Source organism: Velazquezella soli (assembly GCF_977018685.1).
In genome coordinates this window covers 16,255-32,009 of record NZ_CDRNXF010000005.1, presented here as the reverse complement: position 1 = coordinate 32,009, position 15,755 = coordinate 16,255, and the positions used below count along the sequence as shown (strand labels likewise).

The following is a 15,755-nucleotide window of genomic DNA, read 5'->3' as shown; positions in this document are numbered from 1 at the left end:
ACGACTTCAGTAAAGCAGAGTAAATAAGACGCTATCACACAGTAATCGCTCGATTTTTGCCATAGTGTGCCGACTTTGGTTCTCGCGTTAACGAGAGAACAACAATGAATAAATTATCGATTGCACTTCTGTCAGTGTCCGTCGTCATCGCCTCGCCGGCCTGGGCACAATTCTTCCCGCCTGTTAATGAGGCCCCCAAATCCATCGTTGTCGCGCAGAATGGGCCCGGTTTTTTGAACGGCTATCGCGGCGAACCTGAGCCGAGAGGCGGGTTACGTCGTGGCCCCGATGGATGGTGGTACCCACTGTCGGCGTTTGCGGCCGGCTCGATAGTTGGCGGAGCGATCGCCGCGCAGGATGATGGTCCGCCACCTCCACCTCCGGGTTACGAGCCGCCACCACCAGGATACAGACCACCTGGCCACCGCATGCGTCAGGATTTGCCACCGGAACATTTCGCTTGGTGCGCGAAGCGTTACCGATCCTATGTCGCATCTGACAACAGCTATGTTCCGCGACCAGGAATACGCGCGCATTGCATGTCACCCTACAGCTAACGCGTAGTGTGAGAGCCGTCCTGATCGCGAAGAGCTTTAGCGATCAGGATAACGTTGAAGCGCTAATCAAGGCCTGCAAAATTGGCGTCACCCTTCCGTGCGGCTTTGATACCGCTGCCAACGTTCCGCTTAAGAGGCGTGCTTAGCGGCCTCATCATCGCTCTGGGTTTGTTCGGCTGTACATCGGCAAGAGAGCCTTACTCTCGAGACGATGCGCGTGGCGCCGAGATCCCCGGATTTGCGAATGTTCGCACGCCTTTGGACGGCGAAGTCGGACTATTTGCCAAGAAAAGAGTACCGCGGACACCATCTCCATTGCGGCATAAATATCTGGCAATTTCTGGCGGCGGCGCTGGCGGTGCGTTCTCTGTGGGCGCTCTCAAAGCGTGGTCGCAACGCGGCGACCGTCCAACATTCGACGTTGTCAGTGGCGTCAGCACGGGAGCACTCATCGCCCCGTTTGCGTTTCTCGGCCCTGACTACGACGATACGCTGGAGCATCTATACACGAGTGGAGTCGCTGAAGATCTGCTCCAACGCAGACCAATTATTTCAGGGCTTCTCGGCGAGAGCCTATACTACCAGAAGCCTTTAATGAACATGGTCGAGCAACACGTAACGCAAGAAGTACTCGACCGAATTGCAGTGGAATACCGAAAAGGCAGAGATCTTTTTGTCCTGACAACCAATCTCGATACTCAGCGCGGCATGCTCTGGGACATGGGCGCGATTGCCGCCAGCTCGCGCCCGGATGCGCTTAATCTGTTCCGCAATGTATTGGTGGCATCTGCCAGTATTCCCGGCGCTTTTCCAGCGGTAAAGATCATTGCTACGATCGATGGTCGAACGATTTCCGAGCTTCATTCAGATGGAGCCCCTTCTTCCCAGATCGTGACTGTTCCCGAAGCGATGTTGTCGGATACGAATGTCTCGTTGCCCGCAGTCATTCGCGGGGCAGACATGTATTTCTTAATCAACAATACACTGATGCCTGAGTTTTCTGTCACGTCCAATTCGACCGTACCCGTAGTGACGCGGGCTTACGCAAGCTTGGTTAAATCTCAGACACGGCAGTCTCTCTACGCGGCCTACGAGTATTGCAGGCGTACCGGAGTAAACTTCCACATGGCAGTCATTGACGCCCCTGTCCCCTACAATTTCAGTCAACCCTTCGGCAATGTATACATGAGGGCGGTGTTCAAGATCGGTTACGATCGCATGGAACAGGGCCGGATATGGCGACAAAAGCCTATTTTCACTCCCGGCGTACCCTAAGCCCTTTCCGGTGCAAGATAGCTGTCTCGTTTGGCGACACGAGCATGATCGCAGCTGACGAGATCGCCCGGTCGAAAATTGAACCTCTCCAGATGGCGGCGACGCTACCGAGACCGAGCGCCAGCGGAATGGTGATCGCCATGGTGATGGCAGCGAGTGTGAGCGAGTTCGGCAGGCGTTCGGCGACGAGGTTGGCAACCGGCCGGTCAGAGACATGCGAGTAACCGAGATCACCGGTCAGCAGCCCAAAAATCCACTCGAAATAACGCAGGATTGCCGGACGATCGAGACCGAGCGTTTCGCGAAGCTGGGCTGCGGCTTCCGTCGTCACGGCCTGGCCAAGCAGTTCTTGTGAAGTATCGCCGGGCAACAACTCCGTGATGAAAAAGACCGCCAGCGACACGAGGAACAGCGACAGTCACTTCCAACGCATCGTGAATCCCGTCAAAGCTCCACCGAGCACTTCCGCAAGGCGACCGACATCGGCTGTCGAAATCATCCCTCTGCGATTTTCTACGAAAGGGCAGGATGCCTAACCATGCTTGCAGCTGAAAAAGCTGCCTGCTGAAAGCGCTGTGGGTCATGGCTAATTCAACGGTTGCGGCGGTGACGCTTCCAGTCCGAACGATCCCCTCAAGGAACAGTAGCAGCTCTTCTCAACTGTCTTCTGGAAGTTTCCCGTGGCTCATCCATGAGTGCGATCGACTAAAGCCATGATGACCAGCCCCGCTGTTACGCCGGCTGCGAACAGACCCAATCCAAGAATAACACTCCTGGCTGACAGGACAGGCCGCTTGGAGACATTTGCATCGGCTCGATTGACGGCTGAGGCCTCAGCCACGATGTCTTGCTGGATCCGTTTCGGGGATGATCGGGGATCTTGCGCAGTCGGTTGCGCGGCTCCCCATGCAGGGACGTTGGCAACCGTCACCTGCCGGATAGTCTCTTCATCGTGTTTCACGGTGAATCTCACGGCGGAATCCGACTTCAACTTCGTGAGGACTTTCCGAGCGGCTTCAACTTCATCCGCACCCTCCACGAGCGACGTCTGGGTGACGAGGTAATATGGCATGCAGCATTGCTTTCTGTTCACGCGATTGCAGTGTGATCGACCAGGCCGACTTGCGCCGTCAAGGCCCCACAGCTTGAACACTCCCACTCCTCTTCCCAAATCATGTTCGACCCGCTGGTCCGGGCCCCTCTGGTGAAAGTCTTCGGCGCTTTCACGATGTCGGACCCAATACCGACAGATGCCGTAAGACACGGGACCAAGATGATGATCGCAGACATTGCCGCATGGATTTTTACGCTATTCGTTATCGATCCGCTGCATGCCGAGATGCGGCAACATCTCGATAACGCTAACGCTCCGGTAGAGCTTGTGCAGCAATCGCGCCAATGCCTCGCTATTGAGGTTCCACGCCTCGTCGACAAGGCCGGCAATGAGCCGGGCTGGGCGACGGCTACAGCGATCGGCATCTCGATTGGGTGGATGTCACCTGAACGGGTGTTTGATGGTGCCGATCCGAGCTGCGGCGCGTTGCGCGCACTGATCAGCACTAAAAATACGCGCGAGGCGGAAGGTTGACCCTGGCAGGGCCCGACGGCGAGCACGATACCGGCACAGCGTCCAAGACCTTGTCACATCTTGTAGCAAACGCACGCACCCGGGACGGCCTGACGATTGCCGACGCTCTCGAGCTCATAGGGAGGTCCGGCTTCGGTTTCGTGATGCTTCTTCTGGCACTGCCGGCGCTGATCCCGATCCCCGGTCCTTTCGGGATGATATTCGGCTCCGCGCTCGCAATTGTTTCGCTTCAATTCGCGATCGGACTGGAATCCCTATGGCTTCCGTCGCTGCTAGCCAATCGACGCATATCGGCAAAGGCATTCGAAGCGTTGGAGCGGTATGCATCGCCGTTGGTCCGACGGATCGAACAATTTGTCCGGCCGGGTCGGATGAAGGCATTTGCCGGACCACGCATGCCCTACCTGCTTGCGCTTCCGGTCTTCTGCCTTGCAGTCGCCGTCGCTCTGCCAATCCCGTTTGGAAACCCTGCCCCCGTTGCGGCACTCTGTGCGATCGCCATCGGTCTGATCGAGCGCGACGGGCTCGTGGTTCTTGTCGGGCTTAGTATGACGGCCATCGCGCTCGGCATCACGGGAGCGCTCCTTTACATGGCGGCTGGCGCCATCCCGTGGCTTTGACGTTCGCCCTCCCGGACATGAAGTGCGAACGTCATGGGGGCTGAAAGAATGGAGCAGACGTCAGCCACATTTCTCGCAGTCCACCCCGATATCCGTGACTGCAACTTCGAAGGCGTCCAGGATGCAAAGCCGTTCAAACTCGACTGTCCGGTGAGACAAGGATCGCAGACACTCGACAAGCTGATGTATTGCCTGAACGGATCTGAACCCAAAACACCATGTGAAACCGGCGCAAATCGTTGATACGCCGTTCAACCGGAATCTTTTGCTGTGGATGAATTCACATGGTGATTCCTCTCTCCCTTCCCATCATATGATCTTGCGCACTTCGACCTCGAAACTCAGGACGTGGTTCATCGACGGCTTTTCGGCATCCTCGCCATGGCCGGCGCAGACGGCTTGGAGCATTGCGATCTGCTCGCGCAGAACGTCCTCCAGGCGTGGCACGAGAACGGGGAAGCGTTTCATTGCGACGTAGAGTATTCGCAGGGACAGGTTGTGATAGTGCTCGAGTGTCGTGAGAAGATATGGATTTTTCGCCGCCCGATAGATGAAACGGTGCACCCGGCGGTCAAGAGCGAGGATGTCGCTCAGCTCCCATCGGACCTTCCGTGCGCTGCAACTCATCGACCAGCGCTAGGGCCTCTACGCGCTCATATTCGCGCAGACGTTCTGCTGCCAGCCGGGTGGCGTAGGATTCAATGCGTGCCCGTGCCTCATAGACTGCGGTGAGATCGGTAATATCGACCTTGCTGACAAACGTGCCCCGGCGAGCGCCGACGACCACGAACCCGTCGTGCTGTAATCGTTGCAGGGCCTCCCGGACAGGGTCCTGCCGCTTTCAAGACTCTCCATCAGCTCGGCCTCACGCAGCAACGTGCCGGGAGGCAGTTGCGTGGTGATGATCTCTTCGCGCAGCCGAACATAGGTTCGATCGGCAAGTGTCAGCTCCGGCTCGGCATATCCTGGTTCTGTTACCAGCATTTCTTCATTCCCTTTCGACCAACCAAGCCGCTTTGGCTAAGATCGGCTCATACATTAGGAGCCAAGGGATCAGGATGCGGGGACAAACGGCGCGGAAGTTTTCGAACTGGAACCCCGACCGCTGATGCGGCGGGCAACGACTTGGAGCTTTGACATGCGCGTACTCGTCCTCCACTCCCATCCCCTCGAAGAAAGCTTCGGCCGGGCGCTCTCCAAGCTCACCTGCGAGAGCTTGGAAAATGCCGGCCACGAGGTGGACGGCTGCAATCTCTACGAGGAGGGTTTCGATCCTGTCCTCTCCGCCCATGACCGCCGCGTCTATCACGACATTCCCGACAATCTCTCCCTCGTTCAGCCCTATGTCGAGCGCCTGAGGAAGGCGGGAGCACTTGTCATCGTCTCCCCCGTCTGGAATTTCGGTTTTCCCGCCATGCTGAAGGGCTATTTCGACCGCGTCTGGCTACCGGGCGTCTCCTTTGACCTCGTGGATGGCAAACTGACTCCGACGCTGCGCCACATCAGGAAGCTCGGAGCCGTCATGACCTACGGCGCCACCCCGATGCGCGCCTTCCTCGCCGGCAATCCGCCGAAAAAGATCGTCAAGCGCGTGATCCGCGGCCAGATCAAGATCGGAGCCCCAGTGAAGTATCTCGCCGATTACGACATGAACAACTGCACCGAACAAACCCGCTCCGCCTTCATGGCCAGGGTCCGCTGCGCGATAGAAAACTTCCGAGAGGAACGCAGCCGGTCAGACCACCGTGCCCGCCGTCACATCGACTTCTACGAGGAATTCCGGGGACGTTGAACGGAAGGCCCAAGGTCTTCTAAGCTAACTCCGCCGTCTATCGGTCTGCAGCGTCGCTGGTACATCGCAAGCCCATTGAACGTTATCTGGCCCCATTCACCAACGCTCTGTCCCAGGCGGACCTTTGAACGGGCCAGCAACGGCTGAGGTGATCCAGCCGCCGTAGAACGTCCCGGCTTGGGGCACAACGGCCTCGTCGTCTACGAGGCACAAGTCCATGGCCTTTGGGTAGAAGGCTATGAAACTCTTAATCAGGGCAAAGGATGTCGTGGGATGCGCATAGGCCCAGGCTGCGTTCCTGCTCGTTTTGTCGCCCGATTGAATATCGAAATAGCGCGCCTGTCCTTTCCACTCGCAGATCGACCTGCTGCTGCTCTCAAGCAGCATAGAGAGATCTACGTCGGCGGGCGGAAAATAATAGGTCGGCGGATGGCTTGTTTCGATCGTGCGCACTGCGGCCGTCGTCTCCGCGAGAACGCGGCCGTTGTAGATGATTTTCAAATGATTGCGCACAGGCTGGGCGATGCTCGGCCTCGGGAAAGACCAGACACTCTCCTGCCCGGGCAGGCATGGGTCTGGAACGGGATAAGTAAGTGTAGCCATGATGTCCTCCAGTCCGTGCCAGGATGCATCAGCGACGGTAATTTACAAGGGCGGAAGGGCGACATGGCTGGTCCTCGCAATCGGCCGTCTCAACAAACATTCAACCTGCGCCGCAGCCGCCGGCGCATTTCAACAAGATGCTGGGCGAGCGCGCCGACACATCAGCTGATGAGAAGGTTATTATCAACGACATTGCTCACATACAGGCTAAAACAAACCCGGTCGTCGCTCAGATAATCTCTATTGTCCGCAACGGGAACAGTGCAGACGCTTAAGTCCTGCTGATGCAAAAGGCCCGCCCATACTTCGTGGAATGGCTGGCCGCAATCAACCGCTTCATCGACTAACAGGAGACACAGAACAAGACGATCGGTGCTGATGTCTCGGAGGCTGCCGGCAGCTTTCCCTACCTGCAGATGATCGGACTTGGATCTGCACTGGTTCTCGCCGCCCTCTCAATCTGGGCCGTCATCGCCAGCGTCACCGTCCCCCTCAACGCGATTGCAAAGGCAATAGGCTCGCTTGCGCACCGCAACGTCGATTTCTTGATATATAGCGAAGGCAGATCAGACGAAATCGGCGCGATGGCCTCAACCGTCGCGATCTTCCGCGACAAGGCCCGCGAACGCAGTCGTCTCGAAGAAGAGGCCTCCGCGAACCGCCCCATGTCGGAACAGGAGAGAATGGAGCGGGAGAAGCACCGAGCGGTTCAAAGCGACTTCTGAGACCGTAGGGCGTTGGTGCGCGGATCAGCAAATATGCGAAAGTCGAGGTTAGATGAGGCGATTGCCTGGTTGCTCCGTCAAGGGATGGCAACGGACCCGCATCGAGGTCAGGCAATCCACGAATACGCGTCGCCTTAACTGTGATGGCGACGCGCAGCGGGATCGGGGATCGGGACGGCAGCCATCAACGCCCGCGTATAGTCGTTCTTTGGCTGTTCGAAGACGTCCCGGCGGCTGCCCATCTCGACGATCGACCCGCCGCGCATCACCGCGACATTGTGAGACATGCGCTCGATCACCGCCATGTCATGGGAAATGAACAGATAGGCGATCCCCATCGTCTCCTGCAGTTCCAGCATCAGGTCGAGCACGCGCGCCCGCACCGAGACGTCGAGCGCCGCAACGCTTTCGTCGGCGACGATCAGCTTCGGTTCGAGCGCCAGCGCCCGGGCGATGCAGATGCGCTGGCGCTGGCCGCCTGAAAACTCGTGCGGATACCGGCTGGCAGCCTCCGGCGGCAACCCGACGCGGCGAAGCAGGTCTGCGACCCGGTCCTGCCGTTCGGTTCTGTTGCCGATACCGTGGATGACCAAGGGTTCGGCGATCGCCCGCCCGACAGCCATGCGCGGATCTAGCGAGGCATAGGGATCCTGGAAGATCATCTGCGCCGACCGGCGCACAGCCTGCATATCGCGCTGGCTGAGCATGCCGATCTCGCGGCCGTCGATCATCACCTGGCCGGTGAAGGGAATGAGCCCGAGGACGGCCTTTCCGGTGGTCGATTTGCCCGATCCGCTTTCGCCGACCAGACCCAGCGTCTCGCCGGGCAGGATATCGAAGGCGACGTCGCTGACCGCATTCACCGGCGGCTTGCCTTTGAAAATCCGGCCGGCAACGCTGCCATAGCTGACGCCGAGATCGCGGACATTGAGGACCGGCGACCGATCCGGCGAGGCAAGCGGCTGCTTCGGCTCGGCCGAGACCCGCGGCGGACCGTCGGTTCCCGCATGCGCACCAAGGATCGGCACGGCGGCCAGCAATTGCTGGGTATAGGCCGCCTGCGGCCGGTGGAAGATATCGATGACGCCGCCCTGCTCGACGATGCTGCCGTTCTGCAGGATGACGACGCGGTCGGCCATTTCCGCCACCACGCCCATGTCGTGGGTGATCATGATGATCGAGGTGTCGAACTCGCGCTTCAGTTCGCGCATCAGCTTCAGGATCTGCGCCTGCACCGTCACATCGAGCGCAGTCGTCGGCTCGTCGGCGATCAGCACTTTCGGCCGGCAGGACAACGCCATGGCGATCATCACCCGCTGCCGCATGCCGCCGGAAAGCTCGTGCGGAAACTGCTTCATGCGACGTGCCGGTTCGGTCATATGCACCGCATCGAGCATCTGCAGCGCCACGGCATCCGCATTGTCGCGGCCCTGATGCTCGCGGATCGCTTCGGTCAGCTGCGTGCCGATTGAGATCACGGGATTGAGCGAGGTCATCGGCTCCTGGAAGATCATGGCGATATCGCCTCCCCGCACCGCGCGCATCGCCCGATCGGAAAGCGATATCAGGTCGCGATCGCCAAGCAGGATCTTGCCCGCGGTCACCGTCAGCGAGGCCTTCGGCAACAGCCCCATGATCGACAGCGAGGTGACGGATTTGCCCGACCCGGATTCGCCGGCGATGCAGAGCGTTTCGCCCGCTGCCAGATCGAAACTTACATTTCGCAGAACCGGCTTACGCCCCTCGGGCGTCCGTGCATCGACATCGAGATCGCGGACGCTGAGGATCGGCATTGTCGCTTTGGCGGAATGCTCGTTCACGCGAAGACGATCCGCGGGAAGTAGAACGAGACCACCCAGTTTGGCGCATCGACAATCTCGCTGATCCTGAGATCGCCGCAGACGGAGCAGAGCATATAGGCATCGACCGGGTTCAACCCATGCTCGACGGTCAGCAGATCGATCATCCGCATGACGCTCTCGCGCGCACCCGTCATCAGGTCCGGCCCGATGCCGGTCGTGACTTCGTATCCGGCGCCGTCGAGATGGCGGGTCACCGGCTCGGTCACGGTGAAGCGCGGCGACTGGAGCTTTGCATCCTTGACCAGCTCGATCGTCGCCTCGACATTCATCTGGCTTTCGATCGCCGTGCCGCAGACCTCGCCGTCGCCCTGGGCGGCATGCGTATCGCCGATCGAGAACAGCGCACCCTCGACTTCAACCGGCAGGTAGAGCGTCACGCCGGCCGACAGGTCGCGAATATCGAGATTGCCCCCGACCCGGCGCGGCGGCACGACCGAATGAGTGCCCGGTTCGGCAGGAGCGACACCGATCGTCCCGGCAAACGGCTTCAGCGGCACCCGTCCACCGGGGCTGAATAGCGACGGCGCCATGGTGGTGGTATCATAGGTCCAGACATGCAGCGCAGGGTCCTTGAACTGGTCGGCCAGAAGACCGAAGCCCGGAATGTTGGCCGTCCAGCCGACGCCTGACGGAATGAACTTGCGCAGCGTGACCTTCAGCGCGTCCCCGGGCTTGGCGCCTTCCACATAAACAGGTCCGGAAACCGGATTGATTTTGCCGAAATCAAGACTGTTCAGCGTCTCCAGCGTCGCATCGCGCCCGAGCTGGCCGCCGGAGGAATCCAGGCACTCGAAATGGATCGTCTCACCCGATTTCGCGACCACGGCCGGTTCGAAATCCTTGTTCCAGCCGAAATTATGCTGGGCGCGGTGAATGGTGTGGGTACAGGCTATGCACATGAATGTTCTCCCTGGTATCTTTTGTTAGCAAGTCCCCTTCCCGACCGACTCCCTACAACGGGGAGGGCTAGCCTGCCGCTCCGTCCGCGATCGAAACTAGACGTCGCCGCGGATTTTCTCCCCCGTTGTGGGGGAGATGGCCGGCAGGCCAGAGGGGGTATCGACCTCAAGCGAAGGCCGAAAGCGTCTACTGCTTCACGAAGATCGCGTCGTAATTGATGACGCGGGTCGGATCGATGTAGATGTTGTCGGCACCACCCATGCGCAGCGACTTGGCAACGACGCGGCGTTCGTTGATCACAGGAACCCATGGCGCATCAGCCATGATGTCCGTGAAGACCTTGCCCCAGGCAGCGGTACGCTCGGCAGCCTTTGCAGGATCGGACATCGAATCTGCCGCAACGGCGCGTGCATCGAGATCCTTGTTGCAGTACCAGGACCAGTTCCAGCCGCCCTGTACCGCGCCGGCGCAGCCGAGGATCGGGCCGTAGAAGTTCGACGCATCCGGGAAGTCGGCGATCCAGGCCATGCCGCCCGACCAGATCATCGGCGCTTCGCCTTCGGTACCGCCGGCAGCAATCACGTTCGCCTGGGCAAGCGCCCGGATTTCAGCCTTGACGCCGATTGCCGCCAGATCCTGCTGGATCGCCTGGGCAATGCGCGGCTGCGGATCGGTATTCGTCGAGTAGAGCACGGTCTCGAAACCGTCGGCAAAGCCTGCCTCGGCAAGCAGCGCCTTGGCTTTGGCAACGTCGTAGGCATAGCCGGTAAACGACTTGTCGTAGCCAGGCATCAGCGGCGGCAGCGGCTGGTTGGCGGGCGTGGCGCGGCCGTTGAGGATACGCGCGACGCGATCCTTGTTGACCGCCATGTTGAGGGCCTGTCGCACCTTGACGTTGTCGAACGGCTTCATCTTGGTGTTGAGCGTGATGTAGCCGGTATGCAGTTGCGCACCGTCGACAATGATCTGGGCGCCGTCGGGCGAGTTCTTGATTTCCAGGAACTTTGCCGGCGGAATGCCGTCACCGGCGATATCGACTTCGCCTTTCTGCAGGCGCAGCAAAGCGACGAGCGGTTCCTGGCCAACCTCCACGGTAAACTTGTCGATATGCGGCACGTTCTTGACGTAGTAGGCCGGGTTCTTCTCGAACACGAGACGCTGGCCGATCGTCCATTCCTTTAGGGTGAAGGTGCCGGAACCGACGGGGCTCTTGCCGAAATCACCACCGGCTGCCTCGACGGCTTCCTTCGGCACGACCGAGGCGAAGTTGATGGCGAGCACGTGCAGGAAGGTCGCATCCGGACGCGACAGCTTGAACACGACCGTGCCCGCATCCGGCGTCTCGATGCCCGACAATGTCGTCGACTTGCCGCCCGTCACGTCCTCGAAGCCATTGATGGCGCCGAAGAAGCCGGCACCGGGGCCTTGCGTCTTCGGATCGACGGCACGCTCGATCGAGTATTTGACGTCGGAGGCGACGACTTCGCGACCGTTCGAGAATTTTACGCCCTTGCGGAGCTTGAACGTGTAGGTCAGCCCGTCCGGAGCGACCTCAAAGCTTTCGGCGAGCGACGGCACCGGGTTCGTCGTGCCCGGCTCGTAATCCATCAGGCGCGAATAAAGGCTCTTGATCATCGACCAGTTGACCCAGTCGTAACCGATCGCCGGATCGAGCGTGGTGATGTCGTCCTTGTAGGTGACGACGATATCGCCGCCCTGCTGCGGTGCGCCCTGCGCCATTGCGGACATCGTGCCCACGGGGGCGATTGCCACCATGGTTGCAACGGTTGTGTTTCGAAGCCAGCGTTTGAACATGTCGTTCCCCTTTTTGTTGCTGTCAGCGGGTTCTAATGCGCGGGTCGATGACCGGCGCGATGAGGTCTGCAACGAGGTTGCCGAGAATGATGGCGAGCGCAGAGGTGAGCGTCACGCCCATGATGATCGGAATATCCACCTGCTGGATCGCCTGCCAGGCAAGCTGGCCGATGCCCGGCCAGCCATAGACGGCCTCGACCACCACAACGCCGCCCATGAATTGGCCGATATCGATGCCGATCATCGCGATGACAGGCAGCACCGCATTGGGCAGCGCATGGCGGAAGGTGATGCGGCGCGACGACAACCCCTTGGCGCGGGCCGTGCGCACGTAATCCTGGTTGAGCACGTCGATCATTGCCGAGCGGACCATGCGGGCATACCACCCGGCACCAAGCACGCCGAGCGTGGCAGCCGGCAGAACCACATGCGAAAACGTGCCGTAGCCGCTCATCGGAAACCAGCCGAGCGTTGCGGCAAACACATAAAGCAGCAGCAGCGCCACCACGAATTGTGGCGCCGACACGCCGACAAAGGATGCCATCATCACCATCCGGTCGACGAACCCGCCGCGGCGGACGGCAGCGATCGTTCCAAGCGTCAGCCCGAGCACCACTTCGACGACGATGCCGGAAAACATCAGCGTCAGGGTGGCCGGCAGCCGCGCCACGATCAGCGTCGCAACTTCCGTCTTCTGCGCATAGGAACGACCGAGATTGCCCTGCAGCAAGTTGGAGAGATAGGACCAGAACTGCACCGGCAACGACTGGTCGAGGCCGAGTTCCCGGCGAATGTTGGCGACCGTCTGCGCCGTTGCGCTGCGGCCGGCAATCATCCGGGCCGGTTCTGCCGGCAGGGCGTAGAGCAGCACGAAGGTGATCGCCGCGACCCCGAGCAGGATCAGCGCCATCTGCACGAGGCGCCGGAGAAAGAGCATCGCCATCAGCCTCGCCCCCGCTGCGTCGGATCGAGAATGTCGCGAAGGGCGTCACCGACGAGGTTGAAGGAGAGTGCCGTCAAAAGGATGATCGCGCCGGGGAAAAACACCAGCCACGGTGCCGCCTGGAAATAGCTCTGGCTCTCGAAGATGATATTGCCCCAGGACGGCTGCGGCGGCTGCACGCCGATCCCGAGGAAGGACAGCGTTGCTTCAAGAAGCACGGTCGTTGCAATGCCGAGCGTGCCCCAGACGATCGCTGTCGGCATCAGATGCGGCAGGATATGCAGGAACAGGATCCGCCCGTGACCGGCACCGAGCGAGCGTTCGGCCATGATGAAGTCACGCTCCACCAGCCCGCGGGTTTCCGTATAGACGATGCGGGCGACCTGCACCCAATTGACCAGCGCGATCACCATCGCGACGATCCAGAGGCTGGGGCGAAGCAGGGCGGCAAGCACGATCGCGAGCAGCAGTGCGGGAAACGCCATCATCAGATCGGTAAAACGCATCAGCAGCGTGCCGAAGAAGCCGCGCACGTAACCTGCGACGATGCCGACGAATAGTCCGATCGTGACCGCCACGCCATTGGCAACGAGCCCGATGATCAGCGATGTGCGGGCGCCGTAGAGAAGACGCGAAAACAGGTCCCGGCCCAGCGTGTCGGTGCCGAGCAGGAACGGTCCGCCGGGCGGCAACGGCGCACCTTCGAGCGAAAGCCCATCGAACATCTGGTTGTCAGGATCGAACGGCGCGATCATTGGCGCGGCGAGCGCTGCAATGACGACCGTGAGGACGATGAGAATGCCGAACAACGCGACCGGCTGCCTCAATAGCTCCTTGAACACCCGCATCAGATTGCCTCCGGAAGCGGTTCGGCACCGGCAACGATAAATGCGGCGATCTGCTCCATCGGCAAGCGGCGGCGCATGGCGCATTCGCGCAGCGTCCGGTAGGCCTGATCCTCGCCGATGGCATGCGAGGCCATCAAACGCTCGACCGCCGCATAGACGAGCGGCCTCAGGCGCGAGCGCTCCTCCAGATGCCGGATGCGATCCTGTGCTTCCTCGCGCTCCTGTTGGATGGACAGCGCCATGACGAGCGCGGGATAGACGGCGGAACTGGCGACGGGCTTGGCGATGATGGCGCCCGCCCCTTGCGACAGCGCCCAGGCAATGCGACCGGGCGCTTCCGATCCGAGCAGTGCGACGACGGGGCGAAGCGGTGCCTGCCTGTCGAACGGCAGGAGATCGTCCCAGCCCTGGTCCGCATCGACCATGATGATGTCGGGCAGATCGCCGGGCGATAGCGGCGCCCACTGGACATTTGCCTCGACACCGAGCAGCCGAAGCTGGCGCACGAGCTTTTCGGTATTGCCGTCTTCGCGGTGGAGGATCGTGACCTTTGAGCCGGCGAAAGTCGGGGTCTGCCTCATGACACCACCCGCAGTCTCGGCTGCAGACGATTGCCGCCGGTGAGATAAGGATCTGCCGCAAGCGGCGGCCGCGAAGCGATCACGTCGAAACTGTTGGAACTGTTGATGCGGCCGAGATGGAAGGGCAGCGCCGCATGGTTGGTTTCCGCATCGATGGCAAGCGGCCCAAACAGGCTCGGCCAGGGCTGGCGGCTGAGCTGCTGCCGCACGGCCCGCGGATCGTCGGTACTCGCCGCCGAAATCGCCGCAAGTGCGAGTTTGACCGCCGTGTAGGCGCTCGCAAAGACACTCGACACCCGGCGCTCGCCGAATCTGGCATGAACATTCTGCTTGAAGCGCGCGTTTTCGGACGTCGCCAGCGTATCGAAATAGGAGGCGGCGCAAAGCTGCCCCGTGGCAGCACCCGGCGCGATATCGACAAGCTCGCATTCCATCAGATCGCAGCTGACGACCGGGCAGACCTCAGGCCGAAACGCAGGATCCCTGTCAGCCAGCGCCCGCATCGCGGCCAGAAACGCATAGCTCGAAGGCCCGATAAGGTTGTTCAGAATGAAACTTGGACGCCGCTGCTCGATCTCCGCGATGATCCGTTCGACGGCGGTTTCATCAAGCGGCAGGTAACGCTCACCGAGAACCTCGCCGCCGGCACTGCCCACCAGTTCGCGCGCCAGCCGGTTCATTTCCCAGCCCCAGACATAGTTGGCGCCGACCAGATAGGGCCGCTTGCCATAGCGCGGGATCAGATACTCGAACAGCGGCAGGAGATGCTGGTTCGGACAGCCGCCGAGATAGATGACGCTTTCATTGGCCTCGAACCCCTCGTAAGGGCACATGTACCAGAGCAGACCGTCATGCTTTTCAATCAGCGGCAGGACTTCCTTGCGGGCAGCCGAAGTGATGGTGCCGACAATGTGCCGGCATCCCTGTCTTAGCAGATCGCGGGCACCATCCAGATAGGCGGCAAGATCCGCGTGGGGATCGAAGAACAGAGCATCGACGCCGCCATCAGACACGTCGCCGAATTCGGCAATCGCGAGATCGGCACCGTCGCGCGCGTCCCGCCCCATCGACCCATAGGGCCCGGTTGTCGAAAAGAGAATGCCAATCCTGATCGGGTCGCTCATGCGGGTGCACCAAAACCAAAAAACCCCACAACGCAGATCCCGCACGGGGCGGGGCGATGTGAGGCGAAACTGCCTGGAGACAATCGAAGTCATGTGATGCGGCGGCGCATGCCTATTCCGCGAGCTTGAGTAAAATACAGGCAGCACTGCGTTGTCAAGTGCGACGGGTCTTCGACTTCGACTGTGTTGGCGAGGAGCAAATAATCGAATTGGCCAAATTGATCGAGGATGTTCGGTTTCCTTGAACCGATAGGAACCGTCGACTCGGTACTTACGCGGTTTGCCGAGTGGGTGTGCCGGCAGCTCCGCTCTTTACTGGGCACCGCGAAACCTGGATTTGAGGATGTCGCGCTATCGGTGTTCGGACGCTTTGGGTGTGAGGAAAGCAAGAAGTCTGTTGGTAGAACCGACAACTCCGGGGTAAGTGAGGATGCAGTTTCTAATAGGCAGGCTCTTTTCGGGAGGCTTGCTACCTGAATCGGCCTGCAATAATCCCTGTACTCCCGCTCCGGCTTCGAGGCA

Annotated in this window: 18 protein-coding genes and 1 pseudogene; 6 read left to right on the top strand and 13 right to left on the bottom strand. The window is 60.4% G+C overall.

Annotated elements, in window-relative coordinates:
• The first annotated feature begins 104 nt into the window (after positions 1–104).
• Positions 105–557: a BA14K family protein gene (locus AC0JZ8_RS20670; protein ID WP_471893426.1), complete on the top strand. Its 453-nt coding sequence runs from the start codon at positions 105–107 to the stop codon at positions 555–557.
• A gap of 81 nt (positions 558–638) precedes the next feature.
• A complete protein-coding gene (locus AC0JZ8_RS20665) occupies positions 639–1,832 on the top strand; it encodes a patatin-like phospholipase family protein (RefSeq protein WP_471893425.1) in 1,194 nt (397 codons plus the stop codon).
• Here the strand turns inward: AC0JZ8_RS20665 and AC0JZ8_RS20660 are convergent.
• The 3 genes and pseudogenes from AC0JZ8_RS20660 to AC0JZ8_RS20650 all read right to left on the bottom strand — a co-directional run bounded on the left by AC0JZ8_RS20660 (position 1,813) and on the right by AC0JZ8_RS20650 (position 2,904).
• Positions 1,813–2,235 (bottom strand): ABC transporter permease, encoded by a 423-nt coding sequence (locus AC0JZ8_RS20660; RefSeq protein WP_430262037.1) that lies wholly within the window; start codon positions 2,233–2,235, stop codon positions 1,813–1,815. The genes AC0JZ8_RS20665 and AC0JZ8_RS20660 overlap by 20 nt on opposite strands.
• Before the next feature lie 115 nt (positions 2,236–2,350).
• Positions 2,351–2,476 (bottom strand): annotated as a pseudogene (locus tag AC0JZ8_RS20655) (helix-turn-helix domain-containing protein); the annotation flags it as partial.
• A 41-nt stretch (positions 2,477–2,517) separates the two neighbouring features.
• Complete coding sequence (locus tag AC0JZ8_RS20650) at positions 2,518–2,904, bottom strand: hypothetical protein (RefSeq protein WP_471893424.1); 387 nt, start codon at positions 2,902–2,904, stop codon at positions 2,518–2,520.
• 201 nt (positions 2,905–3,105) lie between these two features.
• Between AC0JZ8_RS20650 and AC0JZ8_RS20645 the strand changes: the two genes are divergently transcribed.
• Entirely contained in the window at positions 3,106–3,420 is a 315-nt protein-coding gene (locus tag AC0JZ8_RS20645; RefSeq protein WP_471893423.1) for a hypothetical protein, read from the top strand.
• Entirely contained in the window at positions 3,417–4,040 is a 624-nt protein-coding gene (locus AC0JZ8_RS20640; RefSeq protein ID WP_471893422.1) for an exopolysaccharide biosynthesis protein, read from the top strand. Before AC0JZ8_RS20645 ends, AC0JZ8_RS20640 begins: the two co-directional genes overlap by 4 nt.
• A 309-nt stretch (positions 4,041–4,349) precedes the next feature.
• Here the strand turns inward: AC0JZ8_RS20640 and AC0JZ8_RS20635 are convergent, their stop codons facing one another.
• Positions 4,350–4,667, bottom strand: coding sequence for an FCD domain-containing protein (locus tag AC0JZ8_RS20635; RefSeq protein ID WP_244508836.1), 318 nt, complete (start codon positions 4,665–4,667; stop codon positions 4,350–4,352).
• Between the two features lie 18 nt (positions 4,668–4,685).
• Entirely contained in the window at positions 4,686–5,024 is a 339-nt protein-coding gene (locus AC0JZ8_RS20630; protein ID WP_342344782.1) for a hypothetical protein, read from the bottom strand.
• A 154-nt stretch (positions 5,025–5,178) separates the two neighbouring features.
• Here AC0JZ8_RS20630 and AC0JZ8_RS20625 point away from each other — a divergent pair, with 154 nt between their 5' ends.
• The gene (locus AC0JZ8_RS20625) at positions 5,179–5,832 is read left to right on the top strand and encodes an NAD(P)H-dependent oxidoreductase (RefSeq protein WP_471893421.1); all 654 of its coding nucleotides are present in this window, start codon (positions 5,179–5,181) and stop codon (positions 5,830–5,832) included.
• Positions 5,833–5,928: 96 nt separating this feature from the next.
• On the opposite strand, the gene AC0JZ8_RS20620 is transcribed toward AC0JZ8_RS20625, so the two are convergent.
• On the bottom strand, positions 5,929–6,435 hold the full coding sequence (locus tag AC0JZ8_RS20620; protein WP_092662723.1) for a DUF427 domain-containing protein: 507 nt from the start codon (positions 6,433–6,435) through the stop codon (positions 5,929–5,931).
• Between the two features lie 416 nt (positions 6,436–6,851).
• On the opposite strand from AC0JZ8_RS20620, the gene AC0JZ8_RS20615 reads away from it, so the two are divergent.
• A complete protein-coding gene (locus AC0JZ8_RS20615; RefSeq protein WP_471893420.1) occupies positions 6,852–7,160 on the top strand; it encodes a hypothetical protein in 309 nt (102 codons plus the stop codon).
• Between the two features lie 134 nt (positions 7,161–7,294).
• On the opposite strand, the gene AC0JZ8_RS20610 is transcribed toward AC0JZ8_RS20615, so the two are convergent.
• The 7 genes from AC0JZ8_RS20610 to AC0JZ8_RS20580 form a co-directional block, all read right to left on the bottom strand.
• A complete protein-coding gene (locus AC0JZ8_RS20610; RefSeq protein WP_471893850.1) occupies positions 7,295–8,953 on the bottom strand; it encodes an ABC transporter ATP-binding protein in 1,659 nt (552 codons plus the stop codon).
• Positions 8,954–8,976: 23 nt separating this feature from the next.
• Positions 8,977–9,921, bottom strand: a complete 945-nt coding sequence (locus tag AC0JZ8_RS20605) for an acetamidase/formamidase family protein (protein ID WP_471893419.1) — start codon at positions 9,919–9,921, stop codon at positions 8,977–8,979.
• Positions 9,922–10,108: 187 nt separating this feature from the next.
• The gene (locus AC0JZ8_RS20600; RefSeq protein WP_471893418.1) at positions 10,109–11,737 is read right to left on the bottom strand and encodes an ABC transporter substrate-binding protein; all 1,629 of its coding nucleotides are present in this window, start codon (positions 11,735–11,737) and stop codon (positions 10,109–10,111) included.
• 22 nt (positions 11,738–11,759) lie between these two features.
• The gene (locus AC0JZ8_RS20595) at positions 11,760–12,680 is read right to left on the bottom strand and encodes an ABC transporter permease (protein WP_471893417.1); all 921 of its coding nucleotides are present in this window, start codon (positions 12,678–12,680) and stop codon (positions 11,760–11,762) included.
• The gene (locus AC0JZ8_RS20590) at positions 12,680–13,528 is read right to left on the bottom strand and encodes an ABC transporter permease (RefSeq protein WP_174197818.1); all 849 of its coding nucleotides are present in this window, start codon (positions 13,526–13,528) and stop codon (positions 12,680–12,682) included. Before AC0JZ8_RS20590 ends, AC0JZ8_RS20595 begins: the two co-directional genes overlap by 1 nt.
• Positions 13,528–14,109, bottom strand: a complete 582-nt coding sequence (locus AC0JZ8_RS20585) for an ANTAR domain-containing response regulator (RefSeq protein ID WP_471893416.1) — start codon at positions 14,107–14,109, stop codon at positions 13,528–13,530. Before AC0JZ8_RS20585 ends, AC0JZ8_RS20590 begins: the two co-directional genes overlap by 1 nt.
• Positions 14,106–15,233, bottom strand: a complete 1,128-nt coding sequence (locus tag AC0JZ8_RS20580; RefSeq protein ID WP_471893415.1) for a transporter substrate-binding protein — start codon at positions 15,231–15,233, stop codon at positions 14,106–14,108. Before AC0JZ8_RS20580 ends, AC0JZ8_RS20585 begins: the two co-directional genes overlap by 4 nt.
• Positions 15,234–15,755 lie beyond the last annotated feature (522 nt).